General features: G+C 69.2%; 17 protein-coding genes. 7 read left to right on the top strand and 10 right to left on the bottom strand.

Annotation, left to right across the window (positions count from 1 at the left end; translation table 11 throughout):
• Nucleotides 1-4: 4 nt before the first annotated feature.
• From SK803_RS27590 to SK803_RS27600, 3 genes are read left to right on the top strand one after another with little or no spacing between them, the layout of a single operon-like run.
• The gene (locus SK803_RS27590; protein ID WP_319969024.1) at nucleotides 5-586 is read left to right on the top strand and encodes a DUF3558 domain-containing protein; all 582 of its coding nucleotides are present in this window, start codon (nucleotides 5-7) and stop codon (nucleotides 584-586) included.
• A 5-nt stretch (nucleotides 587-591) separates the two neighbouring features.
• Nucleotides 592-1,869, top strand: coding sequence for a PPE domain-containing protein (locus SK803_RS27595; protein ID WP_319969025.1), 1,278 nt, complete (start codon nucleotides 592-594; stop codon nucleotides 1,867-1,869).
• Between the two features lie 10 nt (nucleotides 1,870-1,879).
• The gene (locus tag SK803_RS27600; RefSeq protein WP_319969026.1) at nucleotides 1,880-2,659 is read left to right on the top strand and encodes an ESX secretion-associated protein EspG; all 780 of its coding nucleotides are present in this window, start codon (nucleotides 1,880-1,882) and stop codon (nucleotides 2,657-2,659) included.
• Nucleotides 2,660-2,721: 62 nt separating this feature from the next.
• On the opposite strand, the gene SK803_RS27605 is transcribed toward SK803_RS27600, so the two are convergent.
• From SK803_RS27605 to rox, 6 genes are all read right to left on the bottom strand, one after another.
• A complete protein-coding gene (locus tag SK803_RS27605) occupies nucleotides 2,722-3,882 on the bottom strand; it encodes a lactate 2-monooxygenase (protein WP_319969027.1) in 1,161 nt (386 codons plus the stop codon).
• Nucleotides 3,883-3,894: 12 nt separating this feature from the next.
• Nucleotides 3,895-4,266: a VOC family protein gene (locus SK803_RS27610; RefSeq protein WP_319969028.1), complete on the bottom strand. Its 372-nt coding sequence runs from the start codon at nucleotides 4,264-4,266 to the stop codon at nucleotides 3,895-3,897.
• 10 nt (nucleotides 4,267-4,276) lie between these two features.
• Nucleotides 4,277-6,430, bottom strand: coding sequence for a protein translocase subunit SecD (gene secD, locus SK803_RS27615; RefSeq protein ID WP_319969029.1), 2,154 nt, complete (start codon nucleotides 6,428-6,430; stop codon nucleotides 4,277-4,279).
• 49 nt (nucleotides 6,431-6,479) lie between these two features.
• Nucleotides 6,480-6,806, bottom strand: coding sequence for a hypothetical protein (locus SK803_RS27620; protein WP_319969030.1), 327 nt, complete (start codon nucleotides 6,804-6,806; stop codon nucleotides 6,480-6,482).
• Nucleotides 6,806-7,756, bottom strand: a complete 951-nt coding sequence (locus SK803_RS27625; protein ID WP_319969032.1) for a tetratricopeptide repeat protein — start codon at nucleotides 7,754-7,756, stop codon at nucleotides 6,806-6,808. Before SK803_RS27625 ends, SK803_RS27620 begins: the two co-directional genes overlap by 1 nt.
• Nucleotides 7,757-7,875: 119 nt before the next feature.
• Nucleotides 7,876-9,306 (bottom strand): rifampin monooxygenase, encoded by a 1,431-nt coding sequence (gene rox / locus SK803_RS27630; protein WP_319969033.1) that lies wholly within the window; start codon nucleotides 9,304-9,306, stop codon nucleotides 7,876-7,878.
• A 141-nt stretch (nucleotides 9,307-9,447) separates the two neighbouring features.
• Here rox and SK803_RS27635 point away from each other — a divergent pair, with 141 nt between their 5' ends.
• On the top strand, nucleotides 9,448-9,735 hold the full coding sequence (locus SK803_RS27635) for a hypothetical protein (protein ID WP_319969034.1): 288 nt from the start codon (nucleotides 9,448-9,450) through the stop codon (nucleotides 9,733-9,735).
• On the opposite strand, the gene SK803_RS27640 is transcribed toward SK803_RS27635, so the two are convergent.
• The 3 genes from SK803_RS27640 to SK803_RS27650 all read right to left on the bottom strand — a co-directional run bounded on the left by SK803_RS27640 (nucleotide 9,736) and on the right by SK803_RS27650 (nucleotide 12,627).
• Nucleotides 9,736-11,586: a glycoside hydrolase family 97 protein gene (locus tag SK803_RS27640; protein WP_319969035.1), complete on the bottom strand. Its 1,851-nt coding sequence runs from the start codon at nucleotides 11,584-11,586 to the stop codon at nucleotides 9,736-9,738.
• A 62-nt stretch (nucleotides 11,587-11,648) separates the two neighbouring features.
• A complete protein-coding gene (locus SK803_RS27645) occupies nucleotides 11,649-12,035 on the bottom strand; it encodes an NUDIX hydrolase (RefSeq protein WP_319969036.1) in 387 nt (128 codons plus the stop codon).
• 10 nt (nucleotides 12,036-12,045) lie between these two features.
• Nucleotides 12,046-12,627 (bottom strand): FMN-dependent NADH-azoreductase, encoded by a 582-nt coding sequence (locus SK803_RS27650; protein ID WP_319969037.1) that lies wholly within the window; start codon nucleotides 12,625-12,627, stop codon nucleotides 12,046-12,048.
• Nucleotides 12,628-12,709: 82 nt separating this feature from the next.
• Between SK803_RS27650 and SK803_RS27655 the strand changes: the two genes are divergently transcribed.
• The gene (locus SK803_RS27655) at nucleotides 12,710-13,183 is read left to right on the top strand and encodes a MarR family winged helix-turn-helix transcriptional regulator (protein ID WP_319969038.1); all 474 of its coding nucleotides are present in this window, start codon (nucleotides 12,710-12,712) and stop codon (nucleotides 13,181-13,183) included.
• Here SK803_RS27655 and SK803_RS27660 read toward each other — a convergent pair.
• A complete protein-coding gene (locus SK803_RS27660) occupies nucleotides 13,180-14,367 on the bottom strand; it encodes an NAD(P)/FAD-dependent oxidoreductase (protein WP_319969039.1) in 1,188 nt (395 codons plus the stop codon). The two genes, SK803_RS27655 and SK803_RS27660, sit on opposite strands and share 4 nt — an antisense overlap.
• A gap of 175 nt (nucleotides 14,368-14,542) precedes the next feature.
• Here SK803_RS27660 and SK803_RS27665 point away from each other — a divergent pair, with 175 nt between their 5' ends.
• Together SK803_RS27665 and SK803_RS27670 are read left to right on the top strand one after the other, a co-directional pair.
• Nucleotides 14,543-14,743 (top strand): hypothetical protein, encoded by a 201-nt coding sequence (locus SK803_RS27665; RefSeq protein WP_319969040.1) that lies wholly within the window; start codon nucleotides 14,543-14,545, stop codon nucleotides 14,741-14,743.
• 53 nt (nucleotides 14,744-14,796) lie between these two features.
• On the top strand, nucleotides 14,797-16,296 hold the full coding sequence (locus SK803_RS27670) for an AMP-binding protein (RefSeq protein ID WP_319969041.1): 1,500 nt from the start codon (nucleotides 14,797-14,799) through the stop codon (nucleotides 16,294-16,296).
• Nucleotides 16,297-16,461 lie beyond the last annotated feature (165 nt).

Raw genomic sequence — 16,461 nt, forward strand, 5'->3', positions numbered from 1 at the left:
GATCTTGAAGCGCCTGACCGCCCTGCTGACCGCCGTCATCGCCATCGGCGTCCTCGCCGGCTGCTCGGAGAAGACCGGCGGGAACGCCAACACCACGGCTCCGACCACTGGCGAGCAAACGGGCAGCACGCCGACGAGCAGTGGGTCGTCCACGGGCCTCAGCATCGCCAAGTTCGTGGACAAGCCGTGTGACCTCGTCACTGCCGCCCAGCTCCCGAAACTGGGAAGCGTGCGGGCGCCCGAGACCGCGAGCAGCACCATCGGTCCTCGGTGCGACTGGAAGGGGCAGGACGTGATCAAGAACTCCACGTACCGGGTCGCCGTGACCAAGGACAAGAGCGTGGAAGACATGATCGCCAACGTCAAGAACAGCGCGGTTTTCACCGACCACAAGGTCGACGGCATCCGCTTCGTCACGTACGACGCGACCGACGCGTCCATCGACTGCCGCACGATCATCGAGGTGTCCGACACCGATTCGGTCACCTCGTCGGTGAGCATCGCCTCCGCCGAGCGGGCGGCCAAGAAGCCCTGCACCGAGTCCGAGGTATTCGCGAAAATGATCGTCGAGACGCTGAAGGGGTAGCAGACATGCCTGGGGATGAGCCGAACATCGGCGGGTTCTTGATGCTGCCCTTCGCCGGCGGTGAAACGGTCTACAACTGGTTCGACAAGGGCAAAGGCCCTGGCGAGAGCACGACGCCGACCGCCAAGGCCTGGCGCGACCTCTCGGACGGCCACACCGACGTCGCCACCCTGATCAACAAGGCCGTGCAGGACTCCGGCGCGTCATGGGAGGGCGCGGCCGGTGACGCCGCCCGCAGCAACACCTCACCGCTCGCCACCTGGGCGGACGTGACCGGAGAGTCCGCGACCTCGGCGGCCACGACGTCCGACGAGGTGGGCGAGGCGTTTGTCAACGCCAAGCACGCCATGTCGAAGCCGCCGTCGGTCCCGGACAAGCCGTTCCTCAACGACCTCGCGTTCTGGGAAACCGACTACGACGAGGCGGTCGAGAAGAACCAGCAGGTCAGCGAAGCGAACATGCGGGCGTTCACCCAGTACGGGGACACCGTCACGGCGAGCGCGAACAACATGCCCACGTTCATCGCGCCGGATGGCGGCAACGTCAGCATCGAGGAGAACGGCGGGGATCCGCCCATCGGCCCCGTCAAGCCGCTCCCGCCCAAGCCCGGCGTCAACCCGCCCGGTGGCACCGACGATCCGACCGGCACCGGCGGCGGCGACGACACCAGCCTGTCCGGGTGGAAGCCGCCGGGTGACGACACCAACACGTCCGGCGTGAACGATCCCAAGTTCCCGCCGACCCCGCCGCCGCCTCCCAACGACGACTGGCGCAACCGGCCGCCGCCCACCGGTGACCCCACCATCCCGCCCGGCGGCAGGTGGAACCCCAACGACCCGAACGACCCGCGCAACCGACCTGGCGGACCCAACGACCCGCGCAACCGTCCTGGCGGACCCGGTCGTGGGATCGGCGGGCCCGGCGGCGGTGGTGGCGGTGCCGGTGGCGGTCGTGGTGGCGGCGGCGGTGGCCTTGGTGGTGCCGCGGCGGCTCGTGGTGCAGGTGGCATCGGTGGTCCTGGCGGCATGGGCAGCGGTAGCGGCTTCGGTGGCGCCTCCGGTGTTGCCGGTGAGGGCCGTGGTGGCGCCGGTGGCTTCGGGCCGACCGGTGGTGCGGCCGGTCGCGGTGGCGCGGCGGGCATGGGTGCCGGCGGTATGGGTGCCGGCGCCGGTAAGGGCGAGGGGGACGAGGACAAGGAACACAAGTCGGCGTCCTACCTGCAGGAGACCGAGGACATCTTCGGCGACGGAACGATGGTGGCCCCGCCGGTCATCGGCGGGTAAGGGGGAAAACGTGCTGCGGAGCAGGGTCGCTATCCCTGTCACAGCGCTCTACCAGGCATGGCAGGCCGCGGGTCTGCCGTCGATGCACCGTGCGCTGCTCACTCAGATCGACTTCGACGAGGACCTCCTCGAGTCGGGCGATCTGAGCGAGCTCGAACGGATGCAGCGGTCGGCCTGGGCGCAGCTCGAGCAGTACGGGCTCGCGCGCGGCAACCAGGTCCACCCGGACCTGGCCGGCGCGCTGCGGCTCGTGGTCGAGGCAGGCGCTGAGTACTGGGCGTTCTTCAGCCTCAAGGACGGCCCGCAGCAGAGCGCGCTGGTCGTGACGAACGGCCAGGACGCGCTGCGGATCGTGCTGACGCCGGACCAGCAGTTCGTCCTCGAGCCGGTGCGTCCAGACGAGGCACCGCAGGCACTGGTGGGCGCGCTGCCGCCGACGCCGGCGGGCAAGGGCAGCCCGATCACGCTGCCGGAGGACGCGCTCAAGCAGAAGCGGCAGCCGTCGTACGAGGACACCGGCTCGTTCATGCAGCAGAGCCGGCCGACCAGCACGCCGAACGACCAGCTGGTCGCGCAGCTCAGGGAGATCATGGGCCAGCCGCGCACCGGCGGCGGCCAGGTCTACTCGGCCAAGCGCGATCACCTGGGCCGCAAGCAGCGTTGCGTCGCCCCGCTCACGTACATCGACACGCCGAACGGGCGGTACCTCGCGGCCAAGAGCGAAGGCTGGCTGCGGGTGCAGCCGGCCGACTTCGGCACGTTGGCCCGCATGACGGCGACCATGCCGTAAGGACAGGTCTGGAAACTTCGGCCGGGTCGCAGCCGCGACCCGGCCGAAGTCGTTGTGCAGGCTCAGGCGAACCGCAGCGCGTCCGGTCCCAGGTCGGCGGGACTGCGATGACCGGACAACCCGAGCGTCAGGTCGAAGTCCGCGAGCAGGCTGCGCAACACGTGCCGCACCCCGACCTGACCGCCGTGCGCCAACCCGTAGACGAACGGCCGTCCGACCATCACGGCTTTCGCGCCCAACGCCAGCGCCTTCACGATGTCCGCGCCGGTCCGGATCCCGGAGTCGAACAGCACGTCGACCTGTTCCCCCACCGCCTCGACGGTCGACGGCAACGCGTCCAGCGACCCCACCGCGCCGTCGACCTGACGCCCGCCGTGGTTGGACACGACGATTCCGTCCATTCCGAACTCAACGGCCTTGCGCGCGTCGTCCGCGTGCTGGATTCCTTTCAGGACAATCGGTCCGTCCCAATGCTCGCGCAGGAACGCCAGCTGGTCCCACGACTTGTCGGTGCCGGTGAACAACTGCACCCACCGCAGGATCGCCATCGGCAGATCCTCCTCGGGCGACTTCTGCAGCCCAGCACGGAAAACCGGGTCGCTGAACGGAATCGCCGTGCCCACCCCGCGCAGGAACGGCAGATAAGACTGGTCAAGATCGTGCGGACGCCACGCCAGAGTCCACGTGTCGAGCGTGACGACCAACGCCGTGTACCCGGCCTTCTTCGCCCGCTCCAACAGCGAGGCACACACATCCGGGTCGTTCGGCCAGTACAGCTGGTACCAGCGCGGCCCGTCGCCACTGGCCTCCGCGACCTCCTCGATGGTGTGCGAGGACGCCGTTGACAACACCATCGGCACCCCCAGCTCGGCCGCCGCCCGCGCGGTAGCCAGCTCGCCGTCCGGATGCAGAATCGACTGCACGCCAACGGGTGCGAGCATCACCGGCGCCGGCAACTCGGTACCCAGCACATTCACGCCGAGGTGCCGCTCGGTCGCGTTGGTCAGCATCCGCGGCACGATCTGCACGCGCTCGAACGCGTCCCGGTTCGCCCGCACCGTGGCGCCCGAGCCCGCACCTCCCGCCACGTACCAGAACGGCCCCGGTCCCAGCCTGTCGCGCGCGGACTGCTCCAGCGCGTTCGGATCGGTGGTGAACGGCGGCACCGCGCCGCCGAGCCCCTGCAGGTAAATCTCGTTCTGGTACGCGGCGAATGAGGTCATGCGCCTAGCTTGCTACGAAGCGAGCTGTACGAGGAAGAACTCGTTGCCGAACGGGTCGCTGAACCAGGTGGCCCGATCACCCCACGGCATGGTCTCCGGCGCCGACTTGACCCGCACCCCCTTCCGCTCGAACAACGCCACGTCCCCGTCGATGTCGTCGGTGATCAGCGAGATGCCGCAGCCCATCGCGAACGACACGTTCGGCGTGTCGTTCAGCGACAGGGCGAAGGCGGTCTCGGCGCCGGGAGGAGCGACGGTCAGCCAGCGCATGCCCGCCTCGTCGCTGTCCTGCCGCTTCTCCCAGCCCAGCACGTCCACGTAGAAGGACACCGCTTCGTCCAGCGAGCGGACGTTGATGGTCACCGAGTGCGCGTGAGTAATCATGCGAAGGACGTTAGGCCCGTGCTCCTGCCGGGCGCTTCTTCGAAACTGCTCGGCGTGGCCAGCGGGACTCCAGCCAGAGCGCGACCGGGGCCGCGGTGACCACTGTGGACGCGGTGCCGGCGATCAGGCCGATCAGCAGCGCCGTGGCGAAGTCGGCCAGGGACCCGTCGCCCAGGACCAGCAGCGCCGACAGCACGAAGAGCACGCCGATGCCGGTGTTCACGGTGCGCGGCACGGTTTGCACGACCGCGTCGGAGACCACGTCCGGGTACGGCGCCTTCAGGCGAGAGCCGCGCAGTTCGCGCAGGCGGTCGAACACGACCACCGAGTCGTTGACCGAGTAGCCGATCACGGTCAGCAGGGCTGCCAGGAACACCCCGTCGGCCGTCTTGCCCAGCCACGCGAAGATGCCGATCAGCACCAGCACATCGCTGAGCAGGGCGGCGACGGTGGCGAGGCCGAGGCGCCAGTCGAAGCGCACGGCCAGGTAGCCGAGCTGGGCGATGACCGCGATGGCCAGGCCGATCACGGCGTTGCGGCGCAGTTCGGACGACAGCGACGGGCCGATGAGTTCGTTGCTGGACTGGCGGGCGCCGCCGTCCACGGCAGAGGACACGACCTCGCCGATGCGGGACGACTGGGCGTCGTCGATCGGGCCGGTGCGCAGCGAGACCTCGTTGCCGGAGGAGGACACGACCACGTCCGGGAAGCCCGCGTCGGACAGGGCCGTTCGCACGCGGCCCGGGTCGACGGAACCGCCCGCGGTGAAGTCGAGCATGCGGCCGCCGGTGAACTCGACACCCAGGTTCAGGCCGCGCACGAACAGACCGGCGAACGCCACCAGCACCAGCACGCCGGCGCTGATCAGCCACCGGGACGGCCGCCGGTACAGCACGACGGACAGCCGTTGCCGGACCCAGCCGAGAGTGTGCAGGCCGCTCAGCCGAGGGCGTTTCGCGACGAACCGGGTACCGAGCACCCACAGGACGAGCACGCGCGACAGCACCAAAGCGCTGAACATCGATGCCAGCACACCGATGGTCAAGGTGACGCCGAAGCCGCGCACCGGGCCCGTGGCCAGCCAGAACAGCAGACCAGCGGCAAGCAAAGTGGTGACGTTGGAGTCGGCGATCGCGCTCAACGCCCCGCGGAAACCACCCTCCGCGGCGCGGCGCAGGTTTGGTTTTCGGGCGTACTCCTCGCGGGCCCGTTCGAAGATCAGGACGTTCGCGTCGACCGCCATGCCGATCGCCAGCACGAAACCGGCCAGACCGGGCAGCGTCAGCGTCGCGCCGACCGCCAGCAGGCCCGCGTAGGCGACGCCCGCGTAGCCGGCGAGAGCGACGACGGCCAGTAGGCCGGCGAGCCGGTAGGCGACGATCAGGAACAACGAGGTCAGCGCGATGCCGATGATCGCGGCCTGGGCACTGGCCTCGATCGCCTCGGCGCCCAGGGTCGCCCCGACGGTGCGCTGTTCGATCACCTCGACCGGCACGGGCAGGGCGCCGGAGCGGATGACCAGGGCCAGTTCCTTGGCCTCCTCGGCGGCGAACCGGCCGGTGATCGTCGTCGCGCCGCCTGCCTGGCCTGCGCCGCAGGGCGTGTCGAGGCTGACCTCCGGCGACGAGATGGGCTTGCCGTCGAGGACGAACGCGATCTGGCGGCCGGGGGTGCCGGACGGTTCGCAGGCCGCCTCGCCGGTGACCTTCTGCCACTTCGCCGGGGCGTCGCCCTGGAACTGGATGTTGACCACGAAGCCCGCGCCCTGCTGGTTGCGCACGGCGCTGGCGTCCGAGATGCCTTCGCCGGTCATGACGGTCTGGCCGTTGCGCTGGACGACCAGCTGCGCGGTGCGGCCGAGGACCTTCACGGCCTCTTCCGGGTCCTGGACGCCGGGCAGTTCGACGACGATGCGGTTCTCACCAGAGCGGGCGATCACCGGTTCGGCGACGCCGAGTGCGTCGACCCGGCGGCGCAGCACTTCGAGAGAACGGTCGGCGGCGTCGGAGTCGCCTTTGGCTTCGAGGACGATCTGGGTTCCGCCGCGCAGGTCGAGACCCAGGCGGGGATCGGTGGTGAGCAGAAGAAAAGCGGATGCGACGAGGACCCCGAGCGCTATGAGACCGCGCACGAGCAGACCCCGTCGCGCGTTGTCGCGCGACATGGGTGAGAGAGCCTTCCGGGACGAGAAAGTGGTTGCTGAGAAACGGGATTCAGCGACCGGAAGGCGGCGAGCGGTCTCGCTGCGGGGTCCAGCGGATGCCGTCGGGCGTGCGGTGCACGCGCTGGGCGAACGCGACGACGAACCGCGTCGGCAGCGCGGGCCTCGCGACCGGAGGCACGTCCATCGGCAGCTGGGCCTGCGGCACCTGGGCTGCCTGGAGGTTGTGCGGCTTGGGGGTGGTGACCGGCAGGTTCGCGAAGTCGTGGCCGTGCCGGATGACGGAACCGTCGGCGAACGCCGCTTCGGTGGGCGCGGCGACGATGAACAGCTGTCCGAGGAACAGCAGGAACGCGAGCGCGACCGCGTTGCGACGCATCACCGCTTCCTGCCTCCCCCGACGTAGACGAGCGCTCCCCCCACGACAGCGCACAACCAGGAAAGCACAAGTGGCTGCATGGTGGTGGCCCCGAAGAGCAACGCGACGGTCCAGCCGGTCAGGATCAGCGCGGACGCGGCGAGCAGCGACACCGTCACCGCGAGCTTGCGCAGGCCGAACAGCAGCTTGAACGGGCGCAGCCGCAACGCCACGACGACGCAGCACAGCACCAGCGCGCCGGTGAAGAAGCCCAGGTAGGGCGTCGGCCGCGGCATCCCCGCGACCAGCGCCAGCAGCCCGCCGCCGATCAGCAGCAACGAGAGCATCCGCAGCGCACGCCACACCTGCAGCTTGTTCAACTGCACCGGTGCGGGCTTGGCCGATCGGCGTCGCTGCACGGTCGCGAGGTTCGCCTTGGAGTCGGCGTCGGACGGGTCGAGTTTGATCGCCGTCCGGTACGCGTGCTCGGCGGTGCCCCAGTCACGCATGCGCAGGGCCGCGTCGCCGAGCACCTGGAACGCCCGCGCCTCGGTGGGCGCGAGCTGGGAGGCGTGCAGCGCCGAGTCGAACGCCTCCACCGCGCCGTCCGGGGAGTCCGCGAGCACCTCGGCCAGCACCACGTAGCAACGCCAGTCGCCGGGCTTGCGGCGCACGGACTCCCGCGCCGCGACGGCGGCTTCCTGGTGCCGGCCGAGGTCGCTCAGCGCCAGCGCGGCCAGCCGCTGCGGCCAGGCGGGCTCGCCGTCGAGGATCATCGCGCGCTTGGCCGAGTCGAGCGCCTGGTCCGCCTCACCGAGGTCGAGGTGGGCGGCGGCGAGCCGGCACCACGCCTCGGCGTGCCGAGGGTTCGCCGCCACGAGGGGACGCAGCAGGTCGATCGCCTGCCGCGGTTTCCCCGAGGCGGTGAGCTCGGCGGCACGAAGGAGCACCGCGGTCGTCGGCTCGGACACGCCGCACAGTGTGACAGCGCGCCCCCGGCCCCCGAACGGGTGACCTCAACCCAGGGTGTTGGAGCGTCTGCAAGTACCGCCAACTCGCTGTTGGTGGTACTTGCAGACGCCCTCGGCGCTCAGCGAGCCGCGGCTCCGAACCAGCGAGCGAGTTCCGCTGCCAGGGCTTCCTGGTCCTCGCCGACCCACGCCACGTGCCCGTCCGGACGCACCAGCAGCGCGGGCGCGTCCAGCTCCTCGCTCACGTCGACCAGGTGGTCGACCCGGTCCGACCACCCCTCGACGGACAGGCCGCCCGTCTGGTCGAGCAGGATCCCGCGGCCCGCGTGCATCTGGTCGTAGAGCCCGCCGCGCTTCAGCGCGAGGTCCCCGATCCGCTTGCCCACCAGGGCGTTGTCCGAACCGAGGTCGTACCGGACCGCGACCGCGATGATCTTCTCGATGAGGTACCTGTTGACCTCCTCGAACTGCACGAGTTCGGTGAGCAGCCGCCGCACCGACTGCGGGCCCGGCTCGACCTTCATCAGCTCGATCTGCGCGCGGGTGTTGTTCAGCACCTCCTCGGCCACCGGGTGCCGTTCGGCCTCGTAGGTGTCCAGCAACGACTCCGGGGCCCACCCGTGCACCGCGGCGGCGAGCTTCCAGCCCAGGTTGAACGCGTCCTGCACGCCGAGGTTGAGGCCCTGGCCACCGGTCGGCGGGTGGATGTGCGCCGCGTCGCCCGCCAGGAACACGCGGCCGGACCGGTAGCGCTCGGCCTGGCGGGTGGCGTCGCCGAAGCGGGACATCCAGCGCGGGGTGTGCACGCCGAAGTCGGTGCCCGCGATCCGGACCAGCTGCTGCTTGAAGTCGTCGAGCGTGGGCATGGTCGCGCGGTCCTCGTTCACGCCCTCCGCCGGCACGATGACGCGGTACGTCCCGACGCCGCCGATCGGGCCGATGCCGAACCGCTTCTGCGTCTTGCGGACCTCGAGCATCAACGGCATCGCCTCCTCCCACGGCATGTCGATCTCCATCTCGCCCAGCAGCGTCTCCACCCGCGTGGGCTCGCCGGGGAAGTCGATGCCGGCCAGCTTCCGCACGGTGCTGCGGCCGCCGTCGCAGCCGACCAGGTACTTCGCCCGCAGCGAGGTGCCGTCGGACAGTTCGACGGTCACGCCCTCGTCGTCCTGCGTGAAGGCGGCGACCGTGCAGCCGCGCCGGATCTCGGCGCCGGCCTCGACGGCGTGCTCGGTGAGCAGGCGCTCGATGTTCGGCTGCGGGAGGCCGAGAACGACCGGGTACTTGGTGTCCAGCCGTTCGGGCGCGGGCCTCTCGATGCCCGCGAAGAACCCGGCGAGCGGGTGGGTCGTGCCGGCCGTCAGGAACCGGTCGGCGACACCGCGTTGGTCCAGGATCTCGATGCTGCGCGCGTGCAGGCCGAGCGCCCGGACGACCTTCGTCGGCTCCAGGTCCCTTTCCAGCAACACCACCTGCACGCCGTGCAGTCGCAGCTCGCCAGCCAGCATCATGCCGGTCGGTCCGCCGCCGGCGATGATGACGTCGATCATGGAGTGTTCCCCATTTCCCCAGGTAGATCTCCTTGGCCGGGAAATGATGGAGCATGCCCGGGGTCTTGTGGCAAGGCCCCCGGTGCGCTATGTGTTGAAGTGGGAGGAGAGCGGCGCTCTCCTCTTTCGTCGTATCTGGGGATGCGACGCTGTCGTTCTTCGATCGCGAGCCTGTGCGTGTACGCGCCGGGCTTGCTGTCGCCGTGGATCGGCCGGGTCAGCGCGACGGCTCTCAGCATCGTGTTCGCGGGCGGACCGCTGGGCCTCGCGGCAGGCGCGGCACTCGTCGCGCACCTGGGCTTCCAGGTGATCTACGTGATCATCGCAGGCACGGCGGCGACAGCCGCCGTGGTGACACGCGGGGGCCGGACGCGCCGCTTCACTGCGCGCCGGACCCCCGCGTGGCGGACGGCTGACCAGATGGAGTGATCAGCCGCAGGTGGTGGCAGTCGGCGGCGCCTGGCAGAGCCGGGCCGCGTATCCACCGTTGCGAGCCACGGGCACCGTCAGGGAGTCTCCCGCCGCGACACGTTTGGTGTCGAACGTGATCTTGCCCGCCGGGCCGTCGTGGTACAGCTCAACCAACCAGGAACCGGAGCCGAGGAATCCCGTTCCGACCGAAAGGTCACGCGGATCACCCGCCACGCCGGCGCCGAGGAACCACGTCGAGCCCGACCGCCTGGCCAGCACCGCGAGCTTGCCCGGATCACCCGCCACGAGCCGAGTCTCGTCCCACGCGGCCGGAACCGCGCGCAGGAACTGCTCGGCCACCGGATATGCGGCATAGCTGGAGATCTTGTCCGCGAAGTGCTGGACACCGGACTCGTACAGCACGCTCAGCGCGAGCTCGGCCGCGTCCGAGGTGGGCCGCACCCCGGAGAACGTCACCGGCGTGAAGTCCATCGGCCCGGTCAGGTTCCTGGTGAACGGCACCGTCAGGTAGTGCTCGATCGGGAACGGCTCGCGGCCGGGACGCGGCTTCGTGCCCTCCGCACCCTTCACCGCCTCGACCGACAGCACGTGCGGCCAGGTGCGTTCGACGCCGCGCGGAATCGGGGCGCCGTGGAAGTTCAGCATCAGCCGGTGCTTCGCGGCCGCCGCGTAGACGGCGTCGTACCAGCGCATGCGGTCCTGGCCGTCGGACTCCACGACGTCGATCTTCAGTCCGGCCGCGCCCCACGAGCGGTACTGGGCGAAGAGCCGCTCACGTTCGCTGTCGGTGTCGATGGTCTGCCACCGCACCCAGAGCCACGTCTCGACGCCGCGCGCCTTCGAGTACGTGATCAGCTCGGGGATCCAGTCGGCGCTCCAGCCGGAGTCGACGAGGTTGTACCGGTAGCCCTGTTTCGCCGCGTAGTCCGCGTATTGCTTCTGCAGAGCCAGGTTCCCCGTGCCGTCGCCCCACCACGACCAGACCGCGGTGCCGGGCTTGATCCACGAGGTGTCGGCGATCTTCGACGGCGCCGCCAGCGACGTGATCAGCGAGCTCTCCACGACCTCGGCCAGCGACCCGACGCCCAACACGCGCCACGGCGTGGCCAACGGGCCGGCGGAGGTCTCGGCCGGATCGGGCAGCACGAGCCGATAGCGGGACCCGTCGTAGACGACCCGCGAACCGCCGTAGCGGCCGTCGAGATCCGATTCGGCGAGCAGCAGCCACGAGTCGCCGACGTGGAACAGCGCCGGATAGCCGTACTCGACGCCCTTCTCGGCGGTGCGAACGTGCGCGGATTCGTAGTCACCGCGCCCGTTGTCGTACGGCAGCAGGAACTTGTCGGCGGTCGACGGCACTGCGAACTCGGACGCCTCACCGAGCACGGTCGTCCATTTGTCCGACGGCAGCACGTACTTGTACGCCACGCCGTCTGCGGACGTGCGGACGACGACGTCCAGCCGTGCGGTCAAACGCTGCAGGTGGAACGTCGTCTCGGTACCGACGTAGGTGTGCTGGCGCTTCTTGCCCGACACGGTCGTGTACGAGTCCTGGACGAGCCGCGACGACGACCCGACGAACTTCAGACCCGAGGTCAGGTCGGCGTCAGCGGTGCGAACGCCCAGCGCGGACGGCTCCAGCACCGTGGTGCCGCCGCGCCGGACCGAAAGGCTCAACCTCCCCTTGTCGAGCCGCACAAGTGCTTCTGGTGCAACGGATTGAGAGCTGACAGGCGCGACAACGCGCCACTCTCCGGATTCCGCGACGGCGGGAGTCGTTCCGGCCAGCGCACCGGCGGCGGTCGCACACACCGCCACCAGCACCACTGATCTGTTGCGAAAACCCATGCGTGTCACTCCCTACAGCGTGGCGGCGGTAGGTGGACAGGATTGGGAAAGCGCTTACCAGACTAGGCCAGCAGCCCGGTCGACTCCAGATGACTGAAGATGATCCGCGTGACCGGGGAGACCCGATCCGCGTCGGCGGCGGCGAACCACGCCAGCTCGGCGATCTCGCTCGCCGGCTTCAACTCTCCGGCGAAAGACGCCGCGTAGCAGGTCATCCGCACGGTCTCCCCCTCGGCACGGCCGTGTGCCTGAGCCTCGAACACGCCGATCAGCTCGGCGCCCGCGACGTCGACGGACAGCTCCTCGCGGATCTCGCGCACGAGCGTCTCGACGTCGGACTCCCCCGGTTCGCGCTTGCCACCGGGCAGGTAGAACGTGTCCTTGCCGTGCGAACGGGCGACGAGCACCCGTCCGTTCTCGATGTGCAGCCACGCAATCTTGTCGATCACGTGCCAGAGACTAGGCCGAGGCGAGTTCCTTGACCACGCGGTGTGCGTCGGCCCGCGACTCGACCGCCAGCTCGCGGAACTGGTGCATCTGCGGCACCACGTCCGCCAGCGTCAGCTCGGCGTGCACGAACTGCAGGTCGTGGTCGAGCCCGACCATCGACAGCACGGCGCGCAGGTACGGCTCCTGGAAGTCGAAACCCTCACGCGGCGTGCCCGGCTTGTACGAACCGCCACGAGCCGTGACGACGACAACGCGCTTGCCGCCCCACGCGAACGTGCCGTCCTCGCGGGCGAAGTGCTCCGAGGTGGCGACCCGGTCGATCCAGGCCTTCAGGGTCGACGGGATGGAGAAGTTGTACATGGGCGCACCGATGAGGATCACGTCAGCGGCATCGACCTCGGCGATCAAGTCGGCCGAAATGCCCTGGTCAGTGCCGTCGTGGTGCGGGATCGGCGACGCGTGCAGGTCGCGGTAGGCGTAGCCACCGCCGGGGTTCACGGTTCGCCAGACGTCGGCGAACTGACTCGAGATCTCGCGAGTCACGGAGCCCTCGTAGCGAATGCTCGTGTCGATGTGCAGCAGGTTGGTCATACCCAGAACATACGAGTGAAGAACTTCCGAGTCAAGATGTTCTGGGCCGAGAACATCTCTCCCGGGAGGTAGGATGGAACACATGGAGGAGCAGCAGCTGATTTCCGCTTGCGTGGAGAAGTGGGACTTCAACTGGCTGCTGCACCGCGCCGCCCAGCGGGTCGGGGCGGCCTTCGCCGACGAGATCGCGAAGTTCGGCATCTCGCTGCGCGGCCAGCTGATCCTGCAGGCGCTCGCCAACGAGGAAGAGGTTCAGCGCACCCAGCTGAAGCTTGGGGCGATGCTCGGCCTGGACAAGACCACGCTGACCAGCGAGCTCGACAAGCTGGAGCGGCTCGGCCTGATCATGCGGGTGCCCGACCCGAAGGACCGCAGGGTGCGCACGCCGGTGATCACCGACGCGGGCCAGGAACTGCAGAAGCAGGCGGGAGACGCGCTCGCCGAGGTCGAACGCGGCTTCCACGCCCGCTTCTCCGCCGAGGAGATGACGGTCATCCGCAAGGCGCTGAGCGACCTCGCCCGCGGCGAGGGCCCCATGCACGGTTCCTGCATCTAGGACAAAGAGCCCAGATCCTCTTCACGCAACTGCGCCGGAGTCACGGTCGCCTGCGCGTCCACCAGCGCACTCAGTGCCGTGCCGTGGTCCCACACGTTGACGTTCATCGCCGCGCGCAGCCGTCCGTCGCGCAGCCAGAACGCGATGAACTGCCGTGAGTCCAGGTCGCCGCGCACGACCAGTTCGTCGTCCGGATCAGCAAGGCCGCGGTACTCCATGCCCAGGTCGTACTGGTCGGTGAAGAAGTACGGCGACTTCTGGTACGGCTCGTCCAGCCCGATCAGCGAGCCCGCGACATGCGTGCCCTGGTCCTTCGCATTCGCCCAGTGCTCGACCCGGACGCGGTGGCCGTAGCGCGGGTGGTCGTGCGCCGCGATGTCGCCGGCCGCGAAGACGTCGGGGGCGGACGTGCGCAAGGTGGCGTCGACGGCCACACCACCGTCGGTCAACTCCAAGCCGGCGGCCTCGGCGAGTTCGAGTCGCGGGGTCGCGCCGACGGCCAGCACCGTCACGTCCGGCAGCAGCTCGGTGCCGTCGTCGAGCCGCACGCCCGACGGCGAGAAGCCCGCCACTCCGGTGCCCAGCTTGAACTCGACGCCGTGTTCCTCGTGCAGGCCGCGGAACATCGCGCCCATCTCGGTGCCCAGCACGCGGACCAGCGGTTCCGGCAGCGGGTCGACGACCGTGACGCGGCAACCGTGCGTGCGGGCCGCGGAGGCCACCTCGCAGCCGATCCAGCCGGCGCCGACGATCACGACGTGCCTGCCCTCGTGCAACGTGGACTTGAGCGCCAGCGAGTCGTCCAGGGTGCGCAGCACATGTCCTTGCGCGCCAGGCAGTACGCGTGGACGCGATCCCGTCGCGAGCAAGAGCCGATCGTAGGAACGCACTGCTCCATTGGAGTCAACGATCGAGTGATCATCAGGTCGGAGCTCCAGCACCGACACGCCGAGTTCGAGGTCGATCTCGTTGTCGGCGTAGAAACTCGCCTCGTGCACCCACGCGGGTTCGCTCGCCTTGCCGAGCAGAACATCCTTGGACAGCGCGGGAAGTTCGTACGGACGACGGTTCTCGGTGCCGAACACGGTGATCTTGCCGCCGTAGCCGCGGTCTCGGAGCGCGCCCGCCGCGGAGGCACCGGCGAGGCCCGTCCCTACGATCACGATGCGTTGCGGTTCCGCCATTTTCACCCCTCCAGGTGACCAAGTCTCATCCCACATGCGACGCTATCCGCAGCTCGGCACGGTCGCCCGATGGAGAACGCGAAACCTTCGTCATGACCGCCGGTGACACACGTCTCTTCGACGTGAGCACCGGGACACCGGGCCGGTGCGCCGAGTGAGCTGGAGGAAGAAACCCGTGGGAGCCAAAGAGGAGTGGCAGGTGAGCTGCCGCGACATCGCCTCGCGCCGACGGGACTTGACGGTGTTCGTCAGCCAGGGGCACATCGTGATCAACGTGCCACCGGGCGAAGCCGCCGTTCTGACACCGCTGGAGGTCGGCCGCTTGCGGGCCGCGCTGAGGGAAGCCGTCGTCGCCGCGTCCGACACGGACCTGTGACCGCCGTCACAGCGTTACCTACTCACAAGTAGGTAGATGGCAGAGTGGGTCGCATGCTGACCCGCGTGCTGCTGACCCTGGTCAAAGCCGGAGTGATCCGGCCGTTGGGCCCGCGAGGGCTCTCCGGCACCGTGCGCGGGTACCTGCACTGGAACATCACGCTCGCCTGGGGCTACCAAACGGGCGCAGGACGACACCCGGACCGTGCGGCGATCATCGACGACGACGGCGTGCTGACGTACGCCGAAGTGAACGAGCGCACCAGCCGGCTCGCGCATGCCTTCCACGCCGGGGAACGCGTCGGCCTGCTGTGCCGCAACCATCGCGGCTTCATCGAGACCATGACGGCCTGCACGAAGATCGGCGCCGACGCCGTCCTGCTCAACACCGGCCTGAGCACAGGACAACTGGCCCAGGTCGCGCAGGACCAGAAGATCGACCGGATCGTCGCCGACCGCGAGTTCGCCGACGTGCTCCCGGACGTGCCCACGTACTTCAGCGACGAGCTCGAGTCGCTGATCATCAACGGGCCGGACAAGCCGCTCCCCCGCCGCCCTCCGCGCGGCCGGCTGATCATCCTCACCTCCGGCACCACCGGCACCCCGAAGGGCGCGCGCCGGCCGGAACCCGCGAGCCTCGCCCCCGCCGCCGCACTGCTGTCCCGCATCCCGCTCAAGCACGGCGACGTCATCGCGATCACCTCCCCGCTGTTCCACGCCTGGGGCCTCGCCGCGTTCCAGCTCGGACTCGTGCTCGGCGCGACCCTGGTGCTGCGCCGGAAGTTCGACCCGGCGCAGACGTTACGGGACGCCGAGAAGTGCACCGCGATGTTCGTGGTTCCCGTGATGCTGCAACGCATGCTGGAGACCCCGCACCGGCCGAAGCTGCGGATCATCGCCTCCAGCGGATCGTCCCTGCCGCCCCGCGTCGCCGCCCGCACGCTCGAAGAGTTCGGCCCGGTGCTCTACAACCTCTACGGCTCAACGGAAGTGAGCTGGGCGAGCATCGCGACGCCCGAGGAGATGCTCAGGGAGCCCGGCACCGCGGGACAGCCGCCGCTCGGCACCCGACTGGCCATTGTGGACGATCAGGGCCGGCCAGTGCCGCCCGGCGAGACAGGGCGGATCTTCGTCGGCAACGAGATGCTGTTCGACGGTTACACCAACGGCACCAGCAAGGAGTCGTTGAACGGCCTGATGTCCACCGGCGATCTCGGCTATCTCAAGAACGGCCTGCTGTTCGTGGCCGGCCGCGACGACGAGATGATCGTGTCCGGCGGTGAGAACGTCTACCCGCGCGAGGTCGAGGACCTTCTCTCGAACCTGGACGGCGTCACCGAGGTCGCGGTGCTCGGCGTCGAGGACGACGAGTTCGGCCAGCGGCTCGTCGCATTTGTTGTCGGCGCAAAAACCCTGACGGCCGAACACATACGTGAACACGTGAGGGAAAACCTCGCACGGTTTTCCGTTCCCCGAGATGTTTTCTTCCTCAACGAGTTGCCGCGCAACGCAGCCGGAAAAGTGTTGAAACGTCAACTGCGCGAAGCGCAGTAGCGGTGCGGCCCGAAATTTGGCGGGCTGATTCGCGGCCAGGCGGACGGATCGTGGTGCCGCCCCCGCGTCCTCATACTGGATGTATGGGGGCGCGGGGGCGGTACCACGATCCGTCCCACTGGGCGTGAATCAGTCCCCCAAGGTTTCGGGCCGCACCGCTAGGCT

The sequence above is a fragment of the Lentzea miocenica genome, from assembly GCF_033949945.1.
Classification (GTDB): domain Bacteria; phylum Actinomycetota; class Actinomycetes; order Mycobacteriales; family Pseudonocardiaceae; genus Lentzea; species Lentzea miocenica.

Bases quoted from the DNA above. Each gene is read 5' to 3' on its own strand.
- SK803_RS27660 (WP_319969039.1), bottom strand. From the start codon at position 14,367: ATGGCGGAACCGCAACGCATCGTGATCGTAGGGACGGGCCTCGCCGGT.
- SK803_RS27655 (WP_319969038.1), top strand. From the start codon at position 12,710: ATGGAGGAGCAGCAGCTGATTTCCGCTTGCGTGGAGAAGTGGGACTTC.
- SK803_RS27650 (WP_319969037.1), bottom strand. From the start codon at position 12,627: ATGACCAACCTGCTGCACATCGACACGAGCATTCGCTACGAGGGCTCC.
- SK803_RS27610 (WP_319969028.1), bottom strand. From the start codon at position 4,266: ATGATTACTCACGCGCACTCGGTGACCATCAACGTCCGCTCGCTGGAC.
- rox (WP_319969033.1), bottom strand. From the start codon at position 9,306: ATGATCGACGTCATCATCGCCGGCGGCGGACCGACCGGCATGATGCTG.
- SK803_RS27620 (WP_319969030.1), bottom strand. From the start codon at position 6,806: ATGCGTCGCAACGCGGTCGCGCTCGCGTTCCTGCTGTTCCTCGGACAG.
- SK803_RS27640 (WP_319969035.1), bottom strand. From the start codon at position 11,586: ATGGGTTTTCGCAACAGATCAGTGGTGCTGGTGGCGGTGTGTGCGACC.
- SK803_RS27595 (WP_319969025.1), top strand. From the start codon at position 592: ATGCCTGGGGATGAGCCGAACATCGGCGGGTTCTTGATGCTGCCCTTC.
- SK803_RS27670 (WP_319969041.1), top strand. From the start codon at position 14,797: ATGCTGACCCGCGTGCTGCTGACCCTGGTCAAAGCCGGAGTGATCCGG.
- SK803_RS27605 (WP_319969027.1), bottom strand. From the start codon at position 3,882: ATGACCTCATTCGCCGCGTACCAGAACGAGATTTACCTGCAGGGGCTC.
- SK803_RS27635 (WP_319969034.1), top strand. From the start codon at position 9,448: ATGCGACGCTGTCGTTCTTCGATCGCGAGCCTGTGCGTGTACGCGCCG.
- secD (WP_319969029.1), bottom strand. From the start codon at position 6,430: ATGTCGCGCGACAACGCGCGACGGGGTCTGCTCGTGCGCGGTCTCATA.